The organism is Massilia sp. CT11-108, assembly GCF_047302915.1.
In the GTDB taxonomy this organism is placed as follows: domain Bacteria; phylum Pseudomonadota; class Gammaproteobacteria; order Burkholderiales; family Burkholderiaceae_D; genus Telluria; species Telluria orientalis.
Window position 1 is genome coordinate 1 of record NZ_JBKYMO010000056.1, and the last position, 19233, is coordinate 19233.

Consider the following 19233-nt stretch of genomic DNA (forward strand, 5'->3'; position numbering starts at 1 on the left):
GACATAAACCACCCGCGTGCCCTCGGGTAGAATGGCGGTCAAATTGCGCGTGCGCGGCGCCGCGTGGACGCCGAACGCGTGCTGCGCGCATGGGCCGTGGCGAGCGGGGGCAAGGTGGCGATCCTGCGCGCGCCCGGCATCTACGCGGCGGACCGCCTGCCCATCGAACGGCTGCAGCGGGGCACGCCGGCGCTGGCGAGCGCGGACGACGTGTACACGAACCATATCCATGCCGACGACCTGGCGCGCCTGTGCGCGCTGGCGCTGTTCCGCGCCTGGCCGGGGCGCGTCTACAACGCGTCCGACGACACGCGCATGAAGATGGGGGATTATTTCGATCTCGTGGCCGACGCATTCGGCCTGGCGCGGCCGCCGCGTCTCGCGCGTGCCGAGCTGGAGAAGGCGGTGTCGCCGATGCTGCTGTCCTTCATGTCGGAATCGCGCCGGCTGGACAACCGCCGCCTCGGCACGGAGCTGCGGGCCCGGCTGCGCTATCCCCATGTCGGCGGCGGCATAAGGGCGTCTTAAGCATTTCGCAACTAATCCATGTATCATTCGGGTACGCCATAGAGCGACCACACAAAGAACTTATATTTCCCGAAACTGGCTGATTTTCCATAACCCGCTATGGGCTGTGGAAAATTTCCCATGGATGTCACAAGCGAAAGACGAACATGCCCATCAGACGCATACCTGACGGCGCCGAGTACGACCCGAACCGGATCCTCGACGCCATCATCAATAAACTCAAGCTCAAGAACGACGCCGCGCTGTCGCGGCTGCTGGAAGTGGCGCCGCCCGTGATCAGCAAGATCCGCCATCACACCCTGCCGATCGGCGCCACCCTCCTGCTGCGCATGCACGAGGTGTCCGACTACAGCATCCGCGAGCTGCGCGCGCTGATGGTGCGGCCCCACGCGGAGACCAGCGCGGCCTGACCGCTCAGGCGGCCTTGTCGGCGTTGTGCGGGCTGGCGCACCAGGCGGTGGCGCTGCCGCCCTGGGTCAGCTTGCCGATGTGCGGGCTCGCGCACCAGGCCGTGTCGATTGCGCGCCGGGTCAGTTTGTCGATGTGCGGGCTCGCGCACCAGGCGGTGGCGGCAGCGCGCTTGCCTGCGGTATGCGGGCTCGCGCACCATGCGGTCGCGCTGTCCGTCGCCTGGCCCGGCTCGATGTGCGGGCTCGCGCACCACGCGGTCGCGCCGTCCGCGGCCTGGGCGACGGCGCCCGGATAGGCGTCGCCGAACGTGGCTTCGTACAGCGCTTTCATGCGGTCGCCGCTGGCGAGGCGGAACTGTTCGTCATCGTCGTCGCGCATGCCGACGTACGGGTAGTGGTGCAGGAAATAGCCGAACGCCTGCTCGCAGTCGGCGGCGTATTTCATCGTGTCGAGGATGTGGTAGTGCCAGAACGTGTCGACGTCGACCAGGGGCGCCGTGTCCTCGTCCGGATACATTTTCATCAGGCACAGGAAGCGGCGGTATTCCTTTTCCACGGCGTTGGCCTTCTCCAGGCTCCAGCCTTCGCCCGATGCCGCATGCATCAGCTTCATCTTGATCGGTTCCAGGTCGAGTTGCATTACGGCGTCGAACAGGTCGTTGGTGTTCATGGTCATCCTTGTCAAGGGTTCAGGAGTGGTCGGGCGTGTGTTGCATGTCCTCAATGTAGTTGAGGGAATTCGCCCAGATTTTGATATTTGTCAAACAAATAATATGAGTTGTTTGAACGGCTATGCAGAAGTTCGATAGTGGAGTAGGGCGAGCCGGTGAAATGTCAGATGACGGCCGAACCCGCGCCCTGTTCCTGTTCCTGGGAGAGAACGGGTTCGGGCCCGCCGATGACAGGCGCCGAGACCATGACGGTCGTGCCGCCGTCCGGCTCGCTGAACACGGCGCAGGTGCCGCCGAGGATCACGATGCGTTCCTCGATGCCGACCAGGCCGAATGAGCCGTACTTGTTGCGCCCGCCCGGCGGCAGTCCGCAGCCGTTGTCGCGTACCGTCAGCGACAGCCAGCCGCCGTTCAGGCGCAGCTCCACTTTCACGCGCGTCGCGTTGGCATGGCGGACGATGTTCGTCAGCGATTCCTGCAGGATGCGGAAAAAGGCCGTCGCGCAATGGTCGGGCAGGGCGATCTCGCCGTGGTCGTCCTGGATGTCGCACTGAATGCCGGTGCGGCGCTGGAACTGGTTGACCTGCCATTCGACGGCGGCGGACAGGCCAAGGTCGAGCACGGTCGGGCGCAGGTCGTTGATGATCTGGCGCACGCTCCTGATCGTCGTATCGATCTGCTGCAGCGTGGAACGGGCGCGCTTGTGCAGGTGGCTGTGCGTGTCCTGCGTGCGTCCGGCCAGCAGTTCCGCCTCGATGCGCAGGGCGAGCAGGCTCTGGCCGAGGTCGTCGTGGATCTCGCGCGCGATGCGCTTGCGCTCCATTTCCTTGATCTGGTACGCGTGGTCGGCCAAACGCCTGAGCTTCTGGTGCGACAACTGCAGCCTGGCCTGGCTTTCGCGCAGCTCGCTCGTCATCTCCCGCGCCAGTTCGAGGGCGGCGCGGCGCGACGACGTGAGCGTGTGCAGCAGGGCATAGAGCAGGATCGAGCCGAGGAAGCCGAACGCCATCATGAGCTTCGGATAATTGGTGTCGAATTCCGTGTACAGGGCGGCCCTGGGCGCGCTGAACGTCGTTTTCCATGGACGGCCGTTGAAATCGAGCGGCAGGCTGGTCGTGAAGACGTCATCGCCGACGTCGAGCGCCGGCGTCGGCTCGGCGCGCGTGCCGCGGCTGTCGAATAACGCGAGCGGCTTCGATACCGTAGGCTGGCCGCGGGCGTCGATGCCGGGGCCGACGTCGTACAGCGTCATGCGCAGGTTCGCGACCGGAACTTCGTCCATGACGCCGTTCAGCAGCTTGGGGATACTGAACGCGATGCCGAGCGAACCCGTGTAGGCCGCGCGGCGCTGGTCGACTGTGCGCAGCGGCACGCCTTTGCGGTAGACCGGCATACGCATGCCCACGTAGATGTTGTTCGGACGCGACAACATTGGGATCGGCGTACCGGTCGAAAATATCATGCCGCTATCGCGCTCTTGCAGCAGCAAGTTCCCGAAATAGCGGTTGGCCTTCAGGTCGATCGCATAGTAGTGGGCGCCCGGCGGCGCGGGTTCGACGAAGGCGACGACGAGGTACGACGGCCGGATGCCGGGCGGCATGATGTCCAGGTCGACCGGCTTGCCAAAGATGTGCGACACGTCCGTGCGCAGTGCGGTAACGAACGCGTCGCGCCCCTCATGCGGCACCTGGACCGCGTAATTGATGTAGTCGACCGCCGGGAAGCTCCTGGCCAGGTCCAGTCCGGCCACGAATTCGTGGAAGCCCTGGTGCGTCAGGACGTCGGAACTCTGGATCATGCTGCCCGTGGCGCGCAACAGGTCCGTATACGATTTCACGCGGACCGTGATGACACTTTGCGCATGCCTGGCATGGCTGATGAAACGGGCTTCGGCGTCGCTTTCGATGGAACGTGCCGTGAACAGATACAGCAGCGCGCCGACCAGCGAAGACAGCAATGCTCCGGCCCAGAACGAGAACCGGGTCACGGAAAAGGTGTCTTTCAGCGTCGTCGCCATCAAATACGCTTTCTAAAAGAATGTGTTCCAGCACGGCCGGATATGCAATGTTAATTTGTTGCAAAACTTGTGTCGAGTGTCGCGCGAAGTCCTTTGCACAAGAAAAAGCCCGCTCCGGAAACCGAAGCGGGCTGGGATGTTGCAGGAATTGAAAGGTGTTCCTGTGGCGGGTCAGGCTGTGGCCGCCTCACTGCGACCGGGCTGCGTCTGGACCCGGGGGCTGGCGCAGTAGGCCGTGTCGATCCGCGGGCTGGCGCAATATGCGGTCGCCGCCACGGCGCCTTCGCGTGCTTGCTTGCGCGGGCTGGCGCAGTAGGCGGTGTCGATCTGCGGGCTGGCGCAATATGCGGTCGCCGCCACGGCGCCTTCGCGTGCTTCCTTGCGCGGGCTGGCGCAGTAGGCTGTGTCGATCCGCGGGCTGGCGCAGTATGAGGTCGCCGCCACGGCGCCTTCGCGTGCTTCCTTGCGTGGGCTGGCGCAGTACGCCGTGTCGATCCGCGGGCTGGCGCAATATGCGGTCGCCGCCACGGCGCCTTCACGTGCTTCCTTGCGCGGGCTGGCGCAGTAGGCGGTGTCGATCCGCGGGCTGGCGCAATATGCGGTCGCCGCCACGGCGCCTTCGCGCGCTTCCTTGCGCGGGCTGGCGCAGTAGGCGGTGTCGATCCGCGGGCTGGCGCAATAGGCCGCCTCGATACGGGGGCTCGCGCAGTAGGCGCCGGCGCCGTCCGCAGCCTGGGCGACGGCGCCCGGGTAGGCGTCGCCGAACGTGGCTTCGTACAGCGCTTTCATGCGGTCGCCGCTGGCGAGGCGGAACTGTTCGTCATCGTCGCCGCCCATGCCGACGTACGGGTAGTGGTGCAGGAAATAGCCGAAGGCCTGCTCGCAGTCGGCGGCATATTTCATCGTGTCGAGGATGTGGTAGTGCCAGAACGTGTCGACGTCGACCAGCGGTGCCGTGTCCTCGTCCGGATACATTTTCATCAGGCACAGGAAGCGGCGATATTCCTTTTCCACCGCGTTGGCCTTCTCCAAGCTCCAGCCTTCGCCCGATGCCACGTGCATCAGCTTCGTCTTGATCGGTTCCAGGTCGAGTTGCATCACGGCTTTAAACAGGTCGTTGGTATTCATTGGTCATCCTCGTAGTAGTTAGTGAAGTACTGCTATCCCTAGTTATGGTTTTATGCGGTGAATCTGCTGCTTTCGAACGACATTTCCATTAAACATGTGATGACGCCCGGCAGATCTTCGTCAGATTTGCGGACGTGTCTTACACGTGCTCAATTTAGTTGACGCAATTCACCGCGTTATTGATATTTGTCAAATAAACAACATTTGTTGCTTAGGTTGATACGCCAAAGCCTTTGGATAGGGTCGGCGTATCTGGAGAGAATAGCGGAGGGAAAGGAAGCCGGGGAGGGGGGACTTAAGTCAGATGACGGACGAGCCGGAGCCGTGCTCGATTGGCGCGGGCAGCGGGCGGTCCGGACTGCCGATGACGGGCGCCGACACCATGACGGTCGTGCCGCCGTCCGGCTCGCTGAACACGGCGCAGGTGCCGCCGAGGATCACGATGCGTTCCTCGATGCCGACCAGGCCGAATGAGCCGTACTTGTTGCGCCCGCCCGGCGGCAGGCCGCAGCCGTTGTCGCGTACCGTCAGCGACAGCCAGCCGCCGTTCAGGCGCAGCTCCACTTTCACGCGCGTCGCGTTGGCATGGCGGACGATGTTCGTCAGCGATTCCTGCAGGATGCGGAAGAAGGCCGTCGCGCAATGGTCGGGCAGGGCGATCTCGCCGTGGTCGTCCTGGATGTCGCACTGGATGCCGGTGCGGCGCTGGAACTGGTTGACCTGCCACTCGACGGCTGCGGACAGGCCAAGGTCGAGCACGGTCGGGCGCAGGTCGTTGATGATCTGGCGCACGCTCTTGATCGTCGTGTCGATCTGCATCAGCGTGGCGCGGGCGCGCTTGTGCAGGTGGCTGTGCGTGCCCTTCGTGCGGCCGGCCAGCAGCTCGGCTTCGATGCGCAGGGCGAGCAGGCTCTGGCCGAGGTCGTCGTGGATCTCGCGCGCGATGCGCTTGCGTTCCAGTTCCTTGATCTGGTACGCGTGGTCGGCCAGGCGCCTGAGCTTCTGGTGCGACAGTTGCAGCTTGGTCTGGCTTTCGCGCAGCTCGCTCGTCATTTCCCGCGCGAGCGCGAGGGCGGCGCGGCGCGACGACGTAAGCGTGTGCACCAGGGCATAGAGCAGGATCGAGCCCAGGAAGCCGAACGCCATCATGAGCTTCGGATAATAGGTGTCGAATTCCGTGTACAGGGCGGCCTTGGGCGCGCTGTAGGTCGTCTTCCAGGTACGGCCGTTGAAATCCAGCGGCAGCGTCGTGCTGAACATGCGCGTGTCGCCGTCCGCGAGCGGCGGCATCGGGTTCTTGCTGGTACCGTGGCTGTCGAACAGCGTGCGCGGCGTCCCCGCGGTTTCATGGCCATGGACGTCCAGGCCGGGGCCGATGTCGAACAGCGTCATGCGCAGCCCCTTGACCGGTATCTCGTCCATGACACCGTACAGGAGTTTCGGCACGCTGAACGCAATGCCCAATGACCCGACATAGGCGGCGCGGCGTGCGGCCACGGTGTCGGGCATGGTGCCGAAATAATAGATCGGCATGCGCATGCCCAGATGGGTATCGTTGGGGCCGGACAAGGCAAGAATGGGTGTGCCGGAAGCGTAGACCGTGCCGTTGTCGCGCGACTCGGCCAATTGCTTGCTGAAATAACGGTTGGCCATCAGGTCGATGCCGTAATGGCCTGGGCCCGATTGGTCCGGCTCGATGTAACTGATGATCAGATAGGCGTCGCGCTGCCCCGGCGGCACGATGTCCAGCGGCGCCGCGGCGTGGATGTGCCCACCCATTTCCTCGCGCAGGTCGCTGAGGAAGGGCTGGCGCCTGTCGTCCGTGACGTACAGCGCAAAATTGATCGAATCGACCGCCGGGAAGTTGTTGGCGAGGTCCAACCCGAGCACGTATTCGTGAAGTTTGCGGTGGCTCAGGATGTCGGTGCTATGGATCAGGCTTCCGGTCGCGCGCAGCAGGTCGGTATAGGACTTGATGCGCACGTTGATGACGCTTTGCGCATATTTGGCATGGTTGATGAACCGTTCCTGGGCATTCGTTTCGATCGACCGCTGGGTCATCACGTACAGGGCGCTGCCGACGAGCGTCGACACCAGTGCGCCGGTCCAGAACGAGAACCGGTTAACGGAAAATGCGTCCCTCAGAACGGCCTGCATAATCTTCCCAGAGGCGTGCGGCCGAATCGCGTTCGGCGCCACAAAGTTTATAATTTGCAACTTACTCGTCTCGGATGCGGTGCGACACCTAGTCATTCGAAGAGTTGTTCACTGGCAGAATTATCTCAAAAGAAAAAGGCCCGCGCCTGTTCCGGAGCGGGCAATGGGTATGCGCGGGGAGTGCGTACGAGGAACGCGCTCCCCGGTGGTACTTCACACGTTCAGCGGGGACGTCGCGGTGGCCGGTTTCCAGGGCCCGGCGCAGTACGCGGTGGCGGCATTGTTCCCGGTCCGTGCGCCCTCCTGTTTCCACGGGCCCGCGCAGTAGGCGGTGGCGGCGTGCTTGTCCCACGGCCCGGCGCAGTAGGCGGTCGTGGCCTGGGCGGCGCCATGGGCATGCGGCTTGTCCCACGGACCCGCGCAGTAGGCGGTGCTGGCGTGCTTGTCCCACGGGCCGGCGCAGTAGGCCGTACCGGCGCCGGCGGCGGCGCGGGCACGGGGTTTGTCCCACGGACCGGCACAGTAGGCGGTCTCGCCGCGGGCGGCGGCCTGCGCGCCCTGCTTGTCCCACGGACCGGCGCAATAGGCCGTGCCGGACGCTTCCACCGGCGTCGCGTCCGCCACCGGATAGGCTTCGCCGAACGTCGCTTCGTACAGGCTCTGCATGCGCTCGCCGCTGTCGATGCGGAACTGTGCGTCGTCGCCACCGCGCATGCCGACGTACGGGTAATGGTGGACGAAGTAGCCGAACGCCTGCTCGCAGTCGACCGCGTACTTCATCGTGTCGAGGATGTGGTAGTGCCAGAACGTGTCCACGTCGACCAGGGGCGCGATGGACTCGTCGGGATACATCTTCATCAGGCACAGGAAGCGCCGGTATTCCTTTTCCACGGCATTGGCCTTGTCCAGGCTCCAGCCTTCGCCAGACTCCACGTGCATCAACTTCGTCTTGATCGGTTCCAGGTCGAGTTGCATTACGGCGTTAAACAGGTCGTTGGCGTTCATGTTGGTCATCCTCATTGGTTGTTGAAGATTGCGTTGTGACTGCTTCCCTAGTTGTGGTTGTGTTGGCTTGTCGGGCCAGCGCTGGACAGTAATTCCTCAAGGTTCGTGATGACATCTGCCAACGAGTGGGTCGATTCGTTGGCGCGCCTTACACGTAATCAATGTAATTCACGCAATCTGATGAGATATTGATATTTGTCAAAGAAACAACATTTGTTGTTGAGTCGGCTATACAATTTCTTTTTCATGAAGTTGCGATACCCGCGGGGAATAGGCGTGACGAGGCGTCGCCCGATTGGGCGGCGCTGGTCGTTGCGAAGGAAGTGTTTAGACGACGGCCGAACCCGGGCCGTGTTCCTGCTGCAGGGGAACGGCGGGTTCGGGGCCGCCGATGACGGGCGCCGACACGATCACGGTCGTGCCGCCGCCCGGTTCGCTGAAGACGGCGCAGGTGCCGCCGAGGATCACGATGCGCTCCTCGATGCCCACCAGGCCGAACGACTCATACTTGTTACGCCCGCCGGGGGGCAGGCCGCAGCCGTTGTCGCGTACCGTCAGCGACAGCCAGCCGCCGTTCAGGCGCAGCTCCACTTTCACGCGCGTCGCGTTGGCATGCCGGACGATGTTCGTCAGCGATTCCTGCAGGATGCGGAAAAAGGCTGTCGCGCAATGGTCGGGCAGGGCGATCTCGCCGTGGTCGTCGCGGATCTCGCACTGGATGCCCGTACGTTTCTGGAACTGGTCCACCTGCCATTCGACGGCCGCCGACAGGCCCAGGTCGAGCACGGTCGGGCGCAGGTCGTTGATGATCTGGCGCACGCTCTTGATCGTCGTGTCGATCTGCTGCAGCGTGGAACGGGCACGCGTGTTCAGGTGGTTGTGCGTGCCCTGCGTGCGGCCGGCCAGCAGCTCGGCTTCGATGCGCAGGGCGAGCAGGCTCTGGCCGAGGTCGTCGTGGATCTCGCGCGCGATGCGCTTGCGTTCCAGTTCCTTGATCTGGTACGCGTGGTCGGCCAGGCGCCTGAGCTTCTGGTGCGACAGTTGCAGCCTGGTCTGGCTCTCGCGCAGCTCGCTCGTCATCTCCTGCGCCAGTTCGAGGGCGGCGCGACGCGACGAGGTCAGGATGTGCAGCAGGGCGTACAGCAGGACGGAGCCGATGAAGCCGAACGCCATCATCAGCTTCGGATAATAGACGTCGAAATGCGTGCGCAGGCGGGCTTTCGGCACGCTGTACGTGGTTTGCCATGGACGCCCGTTGAAATCGAGCGGCAGCGTGGCCGTGAACACGTCATCGCCGCCGTCGAGCGGCGGCGTGGGGTTGGCGGCCGTGCCATGGCTGTCGAACAGCACCTTGGGCCAGGTCGTCGTATCGTGCCCGATCACCTCGCGCGGGCCGACGTCGAACAGCGTCATGCGCACGCCGGGAATCGGCATCTCGTCCATCACCCCGTGGAGCAGCTTGGGCAGGCTGAACGCGATCCCGAGCGAGCCGAGATAGGCCGCGCGCCGTTGTTCCGCGCCGGTCAGCAGGGGGCCGTGCCGGTACACCGGCAGGCGCATGCCGAGGTGGTTGTCGTTGGGCGCCGACACCGCCGCGATCGGCCGGCCGGACGCGCGCAACCTGCCGTCGTCGCGCGACTGCGCGAGCTGCGTGCGGAAATACGGATTGCTCATCAGGTCGAGGCCGTACAGCTGCGTATTCGTGGCGTCCGGCTCGATGTAGGTGACGACGAGGTACGCGGAACGGCGGCCGGATGGCGTGACGACCGGACGCGCGCCCGGGCCGAGGAAGGCCTGCAGTTCGCGCGCGAAGTCCGCCTCGAATTGCGGACGCTCGTCTTCGCGCACCCAGGTAGCGAAGTTGAGGGTGTCGACGGCCGGGTAATTCCTGGCCAGGTCCAGCCCCTGCACGTAGTCGTGGAACTGGCGGTGGCTGATCGTCTCGCCGCTCTGCAGCAGGCTGGCCGCGCCGTGCAGCAGGTCCGTGTACGACTTGATGCGCATGTTGATGACGGCCTGCGCATATTTCGCGTGGCGGGAGAAGCGTTCCTGCACGTCGCTCTCGATGGAGCGTGTCGTGACCACGTACAGCACGCCGCCGACCAGCGTCGACAGCATGACACCGGCCCAGAACGAGAACCGCGTAACGGAAAATGCGTCTCTCAGCGTGATCGACATGAGGCACCGCGACGGCACGGAATTGTTGGTTTAATTCAACTTACGCGGCTTGGGTGCGTGATGAACCTAGCAGATCGGGGAGTTGCCGAGCCAGCACGACGCTGGGCTCCCAATGGAGCAAAGAAAAAGCCCGATTCGTCGCCGAACCGGGCTTTTGCGCTAGATCAAATGAGTTTTACTTGCCCCAGCTGTCCTTGAGCGTCGTCACGCGGTTGAACACGGGTTTGCCCGGGACGGAATCCACGCGGTCGGCGACGAAATAACCGTGGCGCTCGAACTGGAAGCGCTGGTCGGCCTCGGCCCTGGCCAGGCCCGGCTCCAGGTACGCGGTGACGGTTTCCAGCGCGTTCGGATTGAGCACGCTCATGAAATCCTTGCCGCCGCCGTCCGGTTGCGGGTCGAGGAACAGGCGGTCGTACAGGCGCACTTCCGCTTCCAGCGCGTGCTGCGCGCTGACCCACGTGATATTGCCCTTGACCTTGTAGTTGTCCGCGCCCGGCGTGCCCGATTTCGAGTCCGGGAAATAGTTCACGTGCACGGCGACGACGTTGCCGTTCTCGTCCTTGTCGAAGCCGGTGCACTCGGTCACGAAGCCGTACTTCAGGCGCACGCGCGAGCCCGGCTTGTCGTCGATGGGCGGGTAGAAGCGGTGGTACCCCTTCGTCGGCACTTCCATGAAGTCTTCCTGCTCGATCCACAGCTCGCGCGAGAACGGGAACGAACGGGTGCCCCATTCCGGATGGTGCGGGTGGACGGGTGCGCTGCACTCCACCGTTTCGCCTTCGGGGAAGTTGTCGACGATGAGTTTCAGCGGACGCAGCACGGCCACGGCGCGCGGCGCCTTCGGGTCGAGGTCGTCGCGCAGGGCGCCTTCCAGCGTGCTCATGTCGATCCAGCCGTCGGCCTTGGAGACGCCGATGCGCTCGCAGAACAGCTGGATGGATTCCGGCGTGTAGCCGCGGCGGCGCAGGCCGACGATCGTGGGCATGCGCGGGTCGTCCCAGCCGTTCACCACACCGTCAAGCACGAGCTGGCGCAGCTTGCGCTTCGAGGTGACGACGTAGGTCAGGTTCAGGCGCGCGAATTCGTACTGGCGCGGCACCGGACGTTCGAAGAAGCCGCCGGCCGCCAGCGTTTCCACGAGCCAGTCGTAGAACGGGCGGTGGTCCTGGAATTCCAGCGTGCACAGCGAATGCGTGATGTTTTCCAGCGCGTCCGAGATCGGGTGCGTGAAGTCGTACATCGGGTAGATGCACCACTTGTCGCCCGTGCGGTGGTGATGCGCATGGCGGATGCGGTACAGGGCCGGGTCGCGGTTCGTCATGATGGGCGAGGCCATCGCGTCCTCGCTCATCCTGGCGCGCAGCACGTGTTCGCCGTCCTTGTACTTGCCGGCCTTCATGTCACGGAAGATCTGCAGCGATTCCTCGACCGGACGGTCGCGGAATGGCGAGTTCGTGCCCGGCGTGCCGAAGTTGCCGCGGTTGCGCGACATGTCTTCGGCGCTCTGGCTGTCGACGTAAGCCTTGCCGTTCTGGATCAGGTATTCGGCCATCGCGTACAGCTGGTCGAAGTAGTCGCTGGCGTAGTGCAGATATTCCTGCCCGCCTTGCTCCCACGTGAAGCCCAGCCACTTGACGCTGTCCATGATCGTGTCGACGTATTCCTGGTCTTCCTTTTCCGGATTCGTATCGTCGAAACGAAGATGGCAGCGGCCCTGGTAGTCGCGTGCCAGCCCGAAGTTCAGGCAGATGGATTTGGCGTGGCCCACGTGCAGGTAGCCGTTCGGCTCCGGCGGGAAGCGCGTGATCACGGACGGCATGCCGGCACGCGTGTGGGTGCCCGCGGCGAGGTCGGATTCGACGATCGCGCGGACAAAATTCGGCGACGGGGTGGCCGCCGCAGCGTTCTTGTCGTTACTCATGAAGCCTATCTTGAATGGGTATGATTCCCGGCATTTTACCGTACAAGACGGCATCCGGTCCGCTATGTGGCCAAGCGCACGGTTCGCGTGATGGGCAGTCCGCATACTGGGATGCCTGTCAAGTTGGCGCTTTCTATAGGATAATCTCGGTTTAATGTTTTTTCGGCCACAGCCGGAGAGTTCCAAGTGGAAAATTTATACGCGATCCTCGGCGTCGCGCCGAATGCCAGCGACGACGACATCAAGAAGGTCTACCGTTCGCTCGCCATGCGCTACCACCCGGACCGCAACCAGGCGCCGGGCGCGGAAGCGCGCTTCAAGGCCGTCACGAAGGCGTACGAGATGCTGTCCGACCCGATCAAGCGGGCGGAATACGACCAGAGCGTGAACCACCGCATCGTGCTCGACGCGGAGACCGAAGCCTTCGAATTGTGGCGCTCGGTGTTCGCACTGAACGGCGTCAATTTGGTCAACTGAGCTCCCTGCCTGAACACGTTCCAACAGAATACGAGTCAATCATGAAAAAAGTACATCCGGAGTTCGCTTTCCAGTCGCGCGAGCTGGAAGGCCAGATCGAAGGCACCCTGGGTGACCCGCCCAACCGCAAGAACTACGACATGATGGTGCAGGCCCTCGTGTCCGAATACGCCAACGGCGACGGCCTCGACGACGTCAACATGATGGCGTTCGCGCTCGTCGACCGCATCCGCTTCACGGACCCGAAAGGCCTGATCCGCGAAGCCTACGACTACGAGGGCGGCGACCCGGCCAAGGTGTTCGCGATGGCCAACTGCGACGGCGACGACGAAGGCCGCGCGATGTATGCCGCCATCTGCGACAACCATCCGGAACTGGCGCGCCAGGCCATCGTGACGGCGTTCCTGTACAAGAACCAGGCCCGCTGGGAAGACGACGACCAGTCGCTCGACCAGCTTGCGAAAGACGACGAAGGCGACGACGAGGAACTCGACGAAACCTCCGTGGGCGACGATTTCTCCCAGCTGTTCGACCAGGATGGAGGTGAGCGCGAATGAGCGACGACAACAAATCCAACCTGCCCGCGCTGAGCAAGCAGGTCGGCGAACTCGTGCTGGCCGGTTCGCTGCACCACGCCGAGGAAGCGCTGTCGCAGGCCGCCGACGAGCATGGCGACTACGCCGTGGCCGAAGTGCTGTCCACGCTGCCCCCGCAGGTGACGGCGCTGCACCTGGCCGGCTTCGACGGTGCCAAGACGTCGGTGGCGACCCTGCTGGTGCCGCCGAAGGCCTGGGCCGAAAGCCTCGCCTACCTCGCCGCCACGTGGCCGGACGACATGATCGAGGACGACCCCGAGCGCATCGCGGAAAACCTGTTCAACCACATCCACGGCATCGTCTACGCGACGGATGACGACGGGCGCCGCCACGAGCTGCTGACGGAAGCGTCCGCCACCGACTACGGCGCGACCGCGTTCGCCATCGTGTGGTCGCTGGCGCCGCGCGAGATCCTCGAAGTGGCCGGCGAGATCAACAACCGCGGCCCGCACATCAACGTGCACACGACGTCCGACAGCGACATCGTGCCGCTCGCCGTCGACCTGGCCAAGGCCAGCGAGGACGGCTGGCAGCGCTCGCTGCTGGAACTGTTCCCGGAATACCGCAACACGGCCGACCTCGCGGACGTCGAGTTGCCGGACGATCCGGACGAGGAGACGGAATTCCAGCAGCGCGGCACGCGCGAACTGCTGTACCGCCTGCGCAAGCAGGTGCCGTCCGTCCGCAGCCTGCAGCGCCGCAGCGGGCGCCGCAGCATGGGCACGGACATCTTCTCGTGACGGGGGCGAGCGCATCGATGCTGCCGGCTATCGTCATCGAAAAACTGCCCCGGCTGATCCGCGCGATCCGGCTGATTCCCGGGAACGCCAATGCCGACGAGGCGGCCGGCCTCGCCGACGAGCTGGCCGGCATCACGGCGATGGTGGCCGAGAAGTTCACCAACGACCGCACGGCCGAAGGCATCCAGCGCGCGCAGCTCCTGAGCATCGGCTGCGTGTCGCTGGGGCTGGAACATCTTGTTGAAACGGATGATCCCCAGGGCGACCTGGACGCGCTCGACGTGCTGCTCGGCGAGGGCGCGGAATTCGTGTTCCAGCAGGGCTTCCGCCTGATCCGCGACCTGGCGGCGCTGCCGGAGGACACCTTGATCGGGGAATTCGACAACGACCCCGTGTACTCGGCGCGGCGCCTGAAGGAGCTGTTCGTCGACATTTGCACGGCCGACCCGGGCGAGACGTGGTCCGGCTACGAGCGCTACCTGGGACAGCTGAAGCAGCGCCGGGACGTGCAGGCCGTCGTGCGCGCCGCGCAATGGCTGCGCCGGCACCATTGGGAAGGCCCCGTCAAGGATCCGGACCTGAACGCGGAAGGCGTGATCGCGCTCGCGATCATCTTCGGCGTCGAAGGCGGCGGACGCATCGTCGCGCGCACGGGGCAGAAGGAATTCGAGCGCTTCGTGCAGACGGTCCGCAAGGCGAAGCCGGACTTCGACGCGGGCTGGGCGGCGCTGCTGGAACAGATCCCGGCAGCGCACCAGGCCATCATCGCCGACCGCATCCAGAGCTACCGCAACAGCATCCTCCTGCAGAACATCGCGGGCAAGGTGCCGCTGAAGGAGCTGTTCGTGGAGCTCGAGAACTATGCCGGTTCGGAGATCGACGCCGAATATCCCTGATCGTCAAATCCGGTAATTCAAGGGGCAGGTGCTGAGCTCGTCAATACGGTTCGTGCGCCCCCCGATTCCCATCAGGGCTACCATGACGCTCCAGCCCCGCATCCCGTGCGGATGCGGTATCGAGCCATCAATGCAAGGAGTACGTCATGTTGCAAGCAAACGAAATCCAGCAGCGATTCACTCATATTCAGCAAACCATTCAGGAAGCCCAGCAGGCCTGCCAGCAGGATGCGCCCAACGAGATCCGCGACTGCATCGAAAAACTGTCGCGCGAAGCCAGCCAGGCGCAGAGCGTGATGCAGTCGAACGACCAGCAGCGCATCCAGCAATGCGTGGACAGCCTGGAAGACATGGGCGACGAAGCCAAGCGCATCAGCCGCTCGCTGCCGACGATGCCCGCCCACGTCGAAGCCGCGGTGACCCGCGTGCATGCCGAACTGTCGGACCTGAAGCACAAGCTGCACTGACAGGCCTCACACGACGCCGCCCTCGCGCAGGGCGGCGATCTCCGCGTCGGTCTTGCCCAGCACGTCGCGCAAGACTTCCTCCGTGTGCTCGCCCAGCAGCGGCGGCGCCTTGTCGCTCGTGGCCGGCGTGGCCGACATGCGCATCGGGCTGCGCACCAGTTTCACTTGCCCCGCGGTCGGATGCGGCAGGGCGATCTCCATGCCGCGCGCGCGCACCTGCTCGTTGGCGAACACCTCGTCCAGGTCGTTGATCGGACCGCACGGCACGCCCACGGCTTCCAGCAGCGCGATCCACGCCGCGCGCGGCCGCTCGCGTACCATGTCCGCCAGCAGCGGCACGAGCACGTCGCGGTTCTGTACGCGTGCGGGATTGGTGGCGAAGCGCGGGTCGCGCGCCAGTTCCGGGCGGCCGCCCGCTTCCACGAACTTCTGGTACTGGCCGTCGTTGCCGGCGGCGACGATGATGTGGCCGTCGCTGCACGCGAACGTCTGGTACGGCACGATGTTCGCGTGCGCATTGCCCCAGCGTGTCGGCCGCTTGCCGCTGTTCAGGTAATTGCTGCCGACGTTCGCCAGCATCGCGACCTGCGTGTCCAGCAGCGCCATGTCGATGTGCTGGCCTTCGCCGGTGCGGTCGCGGTGGGTCAGCGCGGCGAGCACGGCGACGGTCGCGTACATGCCCGTCATCAGGTCCGTCAGCGCGACGCCCACTTTCTGCGGGCCGCCACCCGGCAGGTCATCGCGTTCGCCCGTTACCGACATCAGCCCGCCCATGCCCTGGATCAGGAAGTCGTAGCCGGCGCGGTGCGCGTACGGCCCGTCCTGGCCGAAGCCCGTGATCGAGCAGTACACGAGGTCCGGCCTGATGGCCTTCAGCGTGTCGTAATCGAGGCCGTAGCGCTTGAGGTGGCCGACCTTGAAGTTCTCGATGACGACGTCGCAATGGCGCACCAGTTCGCGCAGCAGCGCCTGGCCCGGTTCGCTCGCGATGTCGACCGTGAGCGAGCGCTTGCCGCGGTTGGCCGACAGGTAGTAGGCGGCTTCGGTGGTGGGCCGGCCATCGGCGTCCGGCGCGTACGGCGGGCCCCAGGCGCGCGTGTCGTCGCCGGCGCCGGGGCGCTCGATCTTGATGATGTCGGCGCCAAGGTCGGCGAGATTCTGCGAGCACCACGGCCCGGCCAGCACGCGCGACAGGTCGAGCACGCGGATGTGGCCCAGCGCGCCCTGCAGGCGATTGTCCGGACCGTTGTGCGGTCCGTTCGGAATGAATGCCATCTGGTCTCCGATTCGATGAGTTGTTCTCGGCGCGGATTATACGTCGCGCTCGTCGCGCTCCCGCGAGCGGGCGTCGTCCAGCGCGGCGGCGAATGCGTCGCGTTCGCGGTCGACGATGTCGTCGACCATGCGCTCGTCCAGCCCCATCCCTTCGAGCACGAAGGCCGACAACTGCAGGCTCGCTTCGAGCGTCTCCGGCACGACGACGTTGGCACCGGCCCGCTTGAGGGCGCGTGCGTGTTTTTCGTCGCGCGAGCGCGCGTACAACTGCACGTGCGGGAACTCGCGCCGGATGCCGCGCACGGCCTGCAGCGCGGAGGCTGGATGATCCATCGTCAGCACGATTGCCGGCGCCTCGTCCGCATGCACGCGGCGCAGCAGTTCCGGCCGCGCCGCGTTGCCGAAATAAACGGGCACGCCGTTCGCGTGCAGCTGCGAGACGAGCTTCGCGTCGTTCTCGAACGCGACGTAGGGAATCTGCTGGGCCGCGAGCAGCTTGGCCAGCTGCTGGCCGACGCGTCCGAAACCGGCGATGATCACGCGGCCCCGCGCCGCATCGAGTTCGTTGTCGGCCAGGTGAGCCGCGGCGCCCCGGGGCTCCGCCGCCGAGCGTTCGCCGATCGCATGGCCGATGCGCGCCAGCAGCGGCGTGATGCTGGCCGTCGGCCTGTCGCTGTTCATCACGCGCGCGCCGAGGGCGCCATCCAGCAGCTTCGACGCGGTCGCGTAGCCGATCACGATGAACGCGAATTCGCCGCCCTGGCCCAGCAGCAGGCCGCCTTCGATCGCGCGGCCCCACGGCAGGCCGCCGAGCCGCAGCAGCGGCGCGACGACGAGGCCCTTGAGCAGGACGAGGCCCAGCACGGCGCACGCGAGCCACAGCGGCGCGTGCAGGATCTGCAGCGCGTCCATGCCCATGCCGACCGTCATGAAGAACAGCCCCATGAGCAGGCCCTTGAACGGCTCGACCATCAGCTCGACCTCGTGCTTGAATTCCGTTTCCGCGAGAAGGAGTCCGGCGATCAGCGCACCGAGCGCCATCGACAGGCCGGCCAGGTGCGACAGCGCGGCGATGCCGAAGGTCGACAGCAGGATCAGGGCCATGAACACGTCCGGCTGGCGATGGCGGGCAAACGCGCGGAACAGCGGGTGCACGACCTTGCCGCCGACGAGGTAGATGAGGGCGATGGCGACGGCCGCCTTGGCCATCGCGAGCAGGGCGATCAACGCGACGTTCGCGCCGCCGCCTTCGTTCTTGCCGAGCGCCCCGATCAGGATCAGGATCGGCACGACGGCGAGATCCTGCAGCATCAGCACGGCGAACGCGGCCTGGCCGACTGGGCTCGCGGTGCGCTGGCTCTCGGCCAGCAACTGCATCACGACGGCCGTCGACGACAGCGACAGCACGAGGCCCAGCACGAGCGCCGCGCCGAGCCGCTGGCCGAGCAGAAGATACGCCGCACCGCCGATCAGTGCGGCGCACAGCACTACCTGCGCGCTGCCGGTGCCGAACACCCAGCGCCGCATGGCCCACAGGCGCGCGGCGGACAGCTCCAGGCCGATCATGAACATGAGGAACAACACGCCCAGCTCGGCGAGCATGGCGACGTTGTCGTTGTTGGGGAACGTGAACAGGCCGAGCGGCGCGAAATCCTGCGCCATGCGCCCGAGCCCGAACGGGCCGAGGAGGGCGCCGACGGCGAGGAAGCCCAGCACCTGGTTGATGCGCAGGCGCTGCAGCAGCGGGATCAGGATGCCGGCAAGGGCGAGGAATAACAGGATTTCGCGCAGGAAGGGGAAGGCGTGTTGCTCTTGCACGGATGGCCTTTATTGGACAGGGATCCCGGCAATTTTAACGCGTGGGCTCGGGGAGCCCACCCTACGGCATCGACAAATCGTAGAGTGGGCACCCCGTGCCCACGCGGTGCCGCCGTCACGCCTGCCGACTCTCTGCCATCAGGATCACTTCCTCCATCTCCTGGTCGATCTCGTTGCGCAGCTCGAGATAGCGTCCCAGCGCATGGTCCAGCGACGGCAGCAGGATCCCGCGCTCGCTGTGCAGCCCCGTGTAGCGCGGCCGCGGCGCCGCGAAGCCGTACGACTCGGACGCTACGGCTTCCAGCCGGCTGGAGTCAACGCCCGCGCGCGCCGCCGCCTGTTCGGCCAGCTCGGCCCACGTCAGCGTGCCGACGTTGGCCAGGTGCCAGACGCCGGACTCGCCGTCGATCGCGAGGTCCAGGCAGGCGTGCACGAGGTCGGGCACGTACGTCGGCGACACGGCCATGTCGCGCGCGGCGCGGAACGGTTCGCCCCGCTCCAGCGTCTGCAGCGCGAGGGTGACGAAGTTGTACTTGTCCCACGGGCCGAAGAAGGCGCTCGTGCGCACGACGAGGGCGCCCGGGTGCTTGTCCTGCACGCGCAGCTCGGCCTCGGCCTTGCTGCGGCCGTAGACGTTCAGCGGCGCGACCGCATCGCTTTCCACGTACGGCCGGTCGAGCGCGCCGTCGAACACGAGGTCGCTGGAGAACGTCGTCAGGTGCACGCCGTGGCGGGCGCACGCGGCGGCCAGGATCGCGGGGCCGATCGCGTTCTCGCGGAAGCAGCGCTCGGCGTCGCGCTCGGCATCGTCCACGCGCACGTAGCCCGCCGTGTTGACGACGGCCCAGGGCCGGTACTTGTCCAGCGCGCGTTCGACGGAGGCCGGGTCCGTGATGTCCATGTCCTGGCGCGACAGCAGCCGGTACGCGAGGTTGCGCTTGCGGCA

The 19233-nt window shown here is 65.3% G+C and carries 16 protein-coding genes and 1 pseudogene; 7 read left to right on the forward strand and 10 right to left on the reverse strand.

Annotation, left to right across the window (positions count from 1 at the left end; genetic code table 11):
- Positions 1-45: 45 nt before the first annotated feature.
- Positions 46-528: pseudogene (locus ACEN88_RS07530) on the forward strand (SDR family NAD(P)-dependent oxidoreductase); the annotation flags it as partial.
- 146 nt (positions 529-674) lie between these two features.
- On the forward strand, positions 675-938 hold the full coding sequence (locus ACEN88_RS07535; RefSeq protein ID WP_413338404.1) for a hypothetical protein: 264 nt from the start codon (positions 675-677) through the stop codon (positions 936-938).
- A 4-nt stretch (positions 939-942) separates the two neighbouring features.
- Here the strand turns inward: ACEN88_RS07535 and ACEN88_RS07540 are convergent, their stop codons facing one another.
- The 7 genes from ACEN88_RS07540 to ACEN88_RS07570 form a co-directional block, all read right to left on the reverse strand.
- Complete coding sequence (locus ACEN88_RS07540) at positions 943-1608, reverse strand: glycine-rich domain-containing protein (protein ID WP_413338406.1); 666 nt, start codon at positions 1606-1608, stop codon at positions 943-945.
- Between the two features lie 164 nt (positions 1609-1772).
- Positions 1773-3626 carry a CHASE domain-containing protein gene (locus ACEN88_RS07545; RefSeq protein ID WP_413338408.1) on the reverse strand — a complete coding sequence of 618 codons (1854 nt, stop codon included), beginning with the start codon at positions 3624-3626 and terminating at the stop codon, positions 1773-1775.
- Between the two features lie 171 nt (positions 3627-3797).
- Positions 3798-4754 (reverse strand): hypothetical protein, encoded by a 957-nt coding sequence (locus ACEN88_RS07550; RefSeq protein ID WP_413338410.1) that lies wholly within the window; start codon positions 4752-4754, stop codon positions 3798-3800.
- A 300-nt stretch (positions 4755-5054) separates the two neighbouring features.
- Positions 5055-6911, reverse strand: coding sequence for a CHASE domain-containing protein (locus tag ACEN88_RS07555; protein WP_413338412.1), 1857 nt, complete (start codon positions 6909-6911; stop codon positions 5055-5057).
- A 213-nt stretch (positions 6912-7124) separates the two neighbouring features.
- Entirely contained in the window at positions 7125-7916 is a 792-nt protein-coding gene (locus ACEN88_RS07560) for a glycine-rich domain-containing protein (RefSeq protein WP_413338414.1), read from the reverse strand.
- 327 nt (positions 7917-8243) lie between these two features.
- Positions 8244-10094, reverse strand: a complete 1851-nt coding sequence (locus tag ACEN88_RS07565; protein WP_413338416.1) for a CHASE domain-containing protein — start codon at positions 10092-10094, stop codon at positions 8244-8246.
- 175 nt (positions 10095-10269) lie between these two features.
- A complete protein-coding gene (locus tag ACEN88_RS07570) occupies positions 10270-12018 on the reverse strand; it encodes a glutamine--tRNA ligase/YqeY domain fusion protein (RefSeq protein WP_413338418.1) in 1749 nt (582 codons plus the stop codon).
- A gap of 186 nt (positions 12019-12204) precedes the next feature.
- Here ACEN88_RS07570 and ACEN88_RS07575 point away from each other — a divergent pair, with 186 nt between their 5' ends.
- From ACEN88_RS07575 to ACEN88_RS07595, 5 genes are all read left to right on the forward strand, one after another.
- Positions 12205-12495, forward strand: coding sequence for a DnaJ domain-containing protein (locus ACEN88_RS07575; RefSeq protein WP_413338420.1), 291 nt, complete (start codon positions 12205-12207; stop codon positions 12493-12495).
- A gap of 41 nt (positions 12496-12536) precedes the next feature.
- Positions 12537-13052 carry a hypothetical protein gene (locus ACEN88_RS07580; RefSeq protein WP_413338422.1) on the forward strand — a complete coding sequence of 172 codons (516 nt, stop codon included), beginning with the start codon at positions 12537-12539 and terminating at the stop codon, positions 13050-13052.
- The gene (locus tag ACEN88_RS07585) at positions 13049-13831 is read left to right on the forward strand and encodes a hypothetical protein (RefSeq protein ID WP_413338424.1); all 783 of its coding nucleotides are present in this window, start codon (positions 13049-13051) and stop codon (positions 13829-13831) included. The genes ACEN88_RS07580 and ACEN88_RS07585 overlap by 4 nt, the downstream gene beginning before the upstream one ends.
- Positions 13832-13848: 17 nt before the next feature.
- On the forward strand, positions 13849-14727 hold the full coding sequence (locus tag ACEN88_RS07590; RefSeq protein WP_413338425.1) for a hypothetical protein: 879 nt from the start codon (positions 13849-13851) through the stop codon (positions 14725-14727).
- Positions 14728-14873: 146 nt separating this feature from the next.
- Positions 14874-15194, forward strand: coding sequence for a hypothetical protein (locus ACEN88_RS07595; RefSeq protein ID WP_413338427.1), 321 nt, complete (start codon positions 14874-14876; stop codon positions 15192-15194).
- Positions 15195-15200: 6 nt separating this feature from the next.
- Here the strand turns inward: ACEN88_RS07595 and ACEN88_RS07600 are convergent, their stop codons facing one another.
- The 3 genes from ACEN88_RS07600 to ACEN88_RS07610 form a co-directional block, all read right to left on the reverse strand.
- Complete coding sequence (locus ACEN88_RS07600) at positions 15201-16469, reverse strand: CaiB/BaiF CoA transferase family protein (RefSeq protein ID WP_413338429.1); 1269 nt, start codon at positions 16467-16469, stop codon at positions 15201-15203.
- A 36-nt stretch (positions 16470-16505) separates the two neighbouring features.
- Positions 16506-18287, reverse strand: coding sequence for a cation:proton antiporter (locus ACEN88_RS07605; protein WP_413338431.1), 1782 nt, complete (start codon positions 18285-18287; stop codon positions 16506-16508).
- A 115-nt stretch (positions 18288-18402) separates the two neighbouring features.
- Positions 18403-19233 (reverse strand): SDR family oxidoreductase (locus tag ACEN88_RS07610; RefSeq protein ID WP_413338433.1); only part of this gene is annotated, 831 nt, incomplete at its 5' end.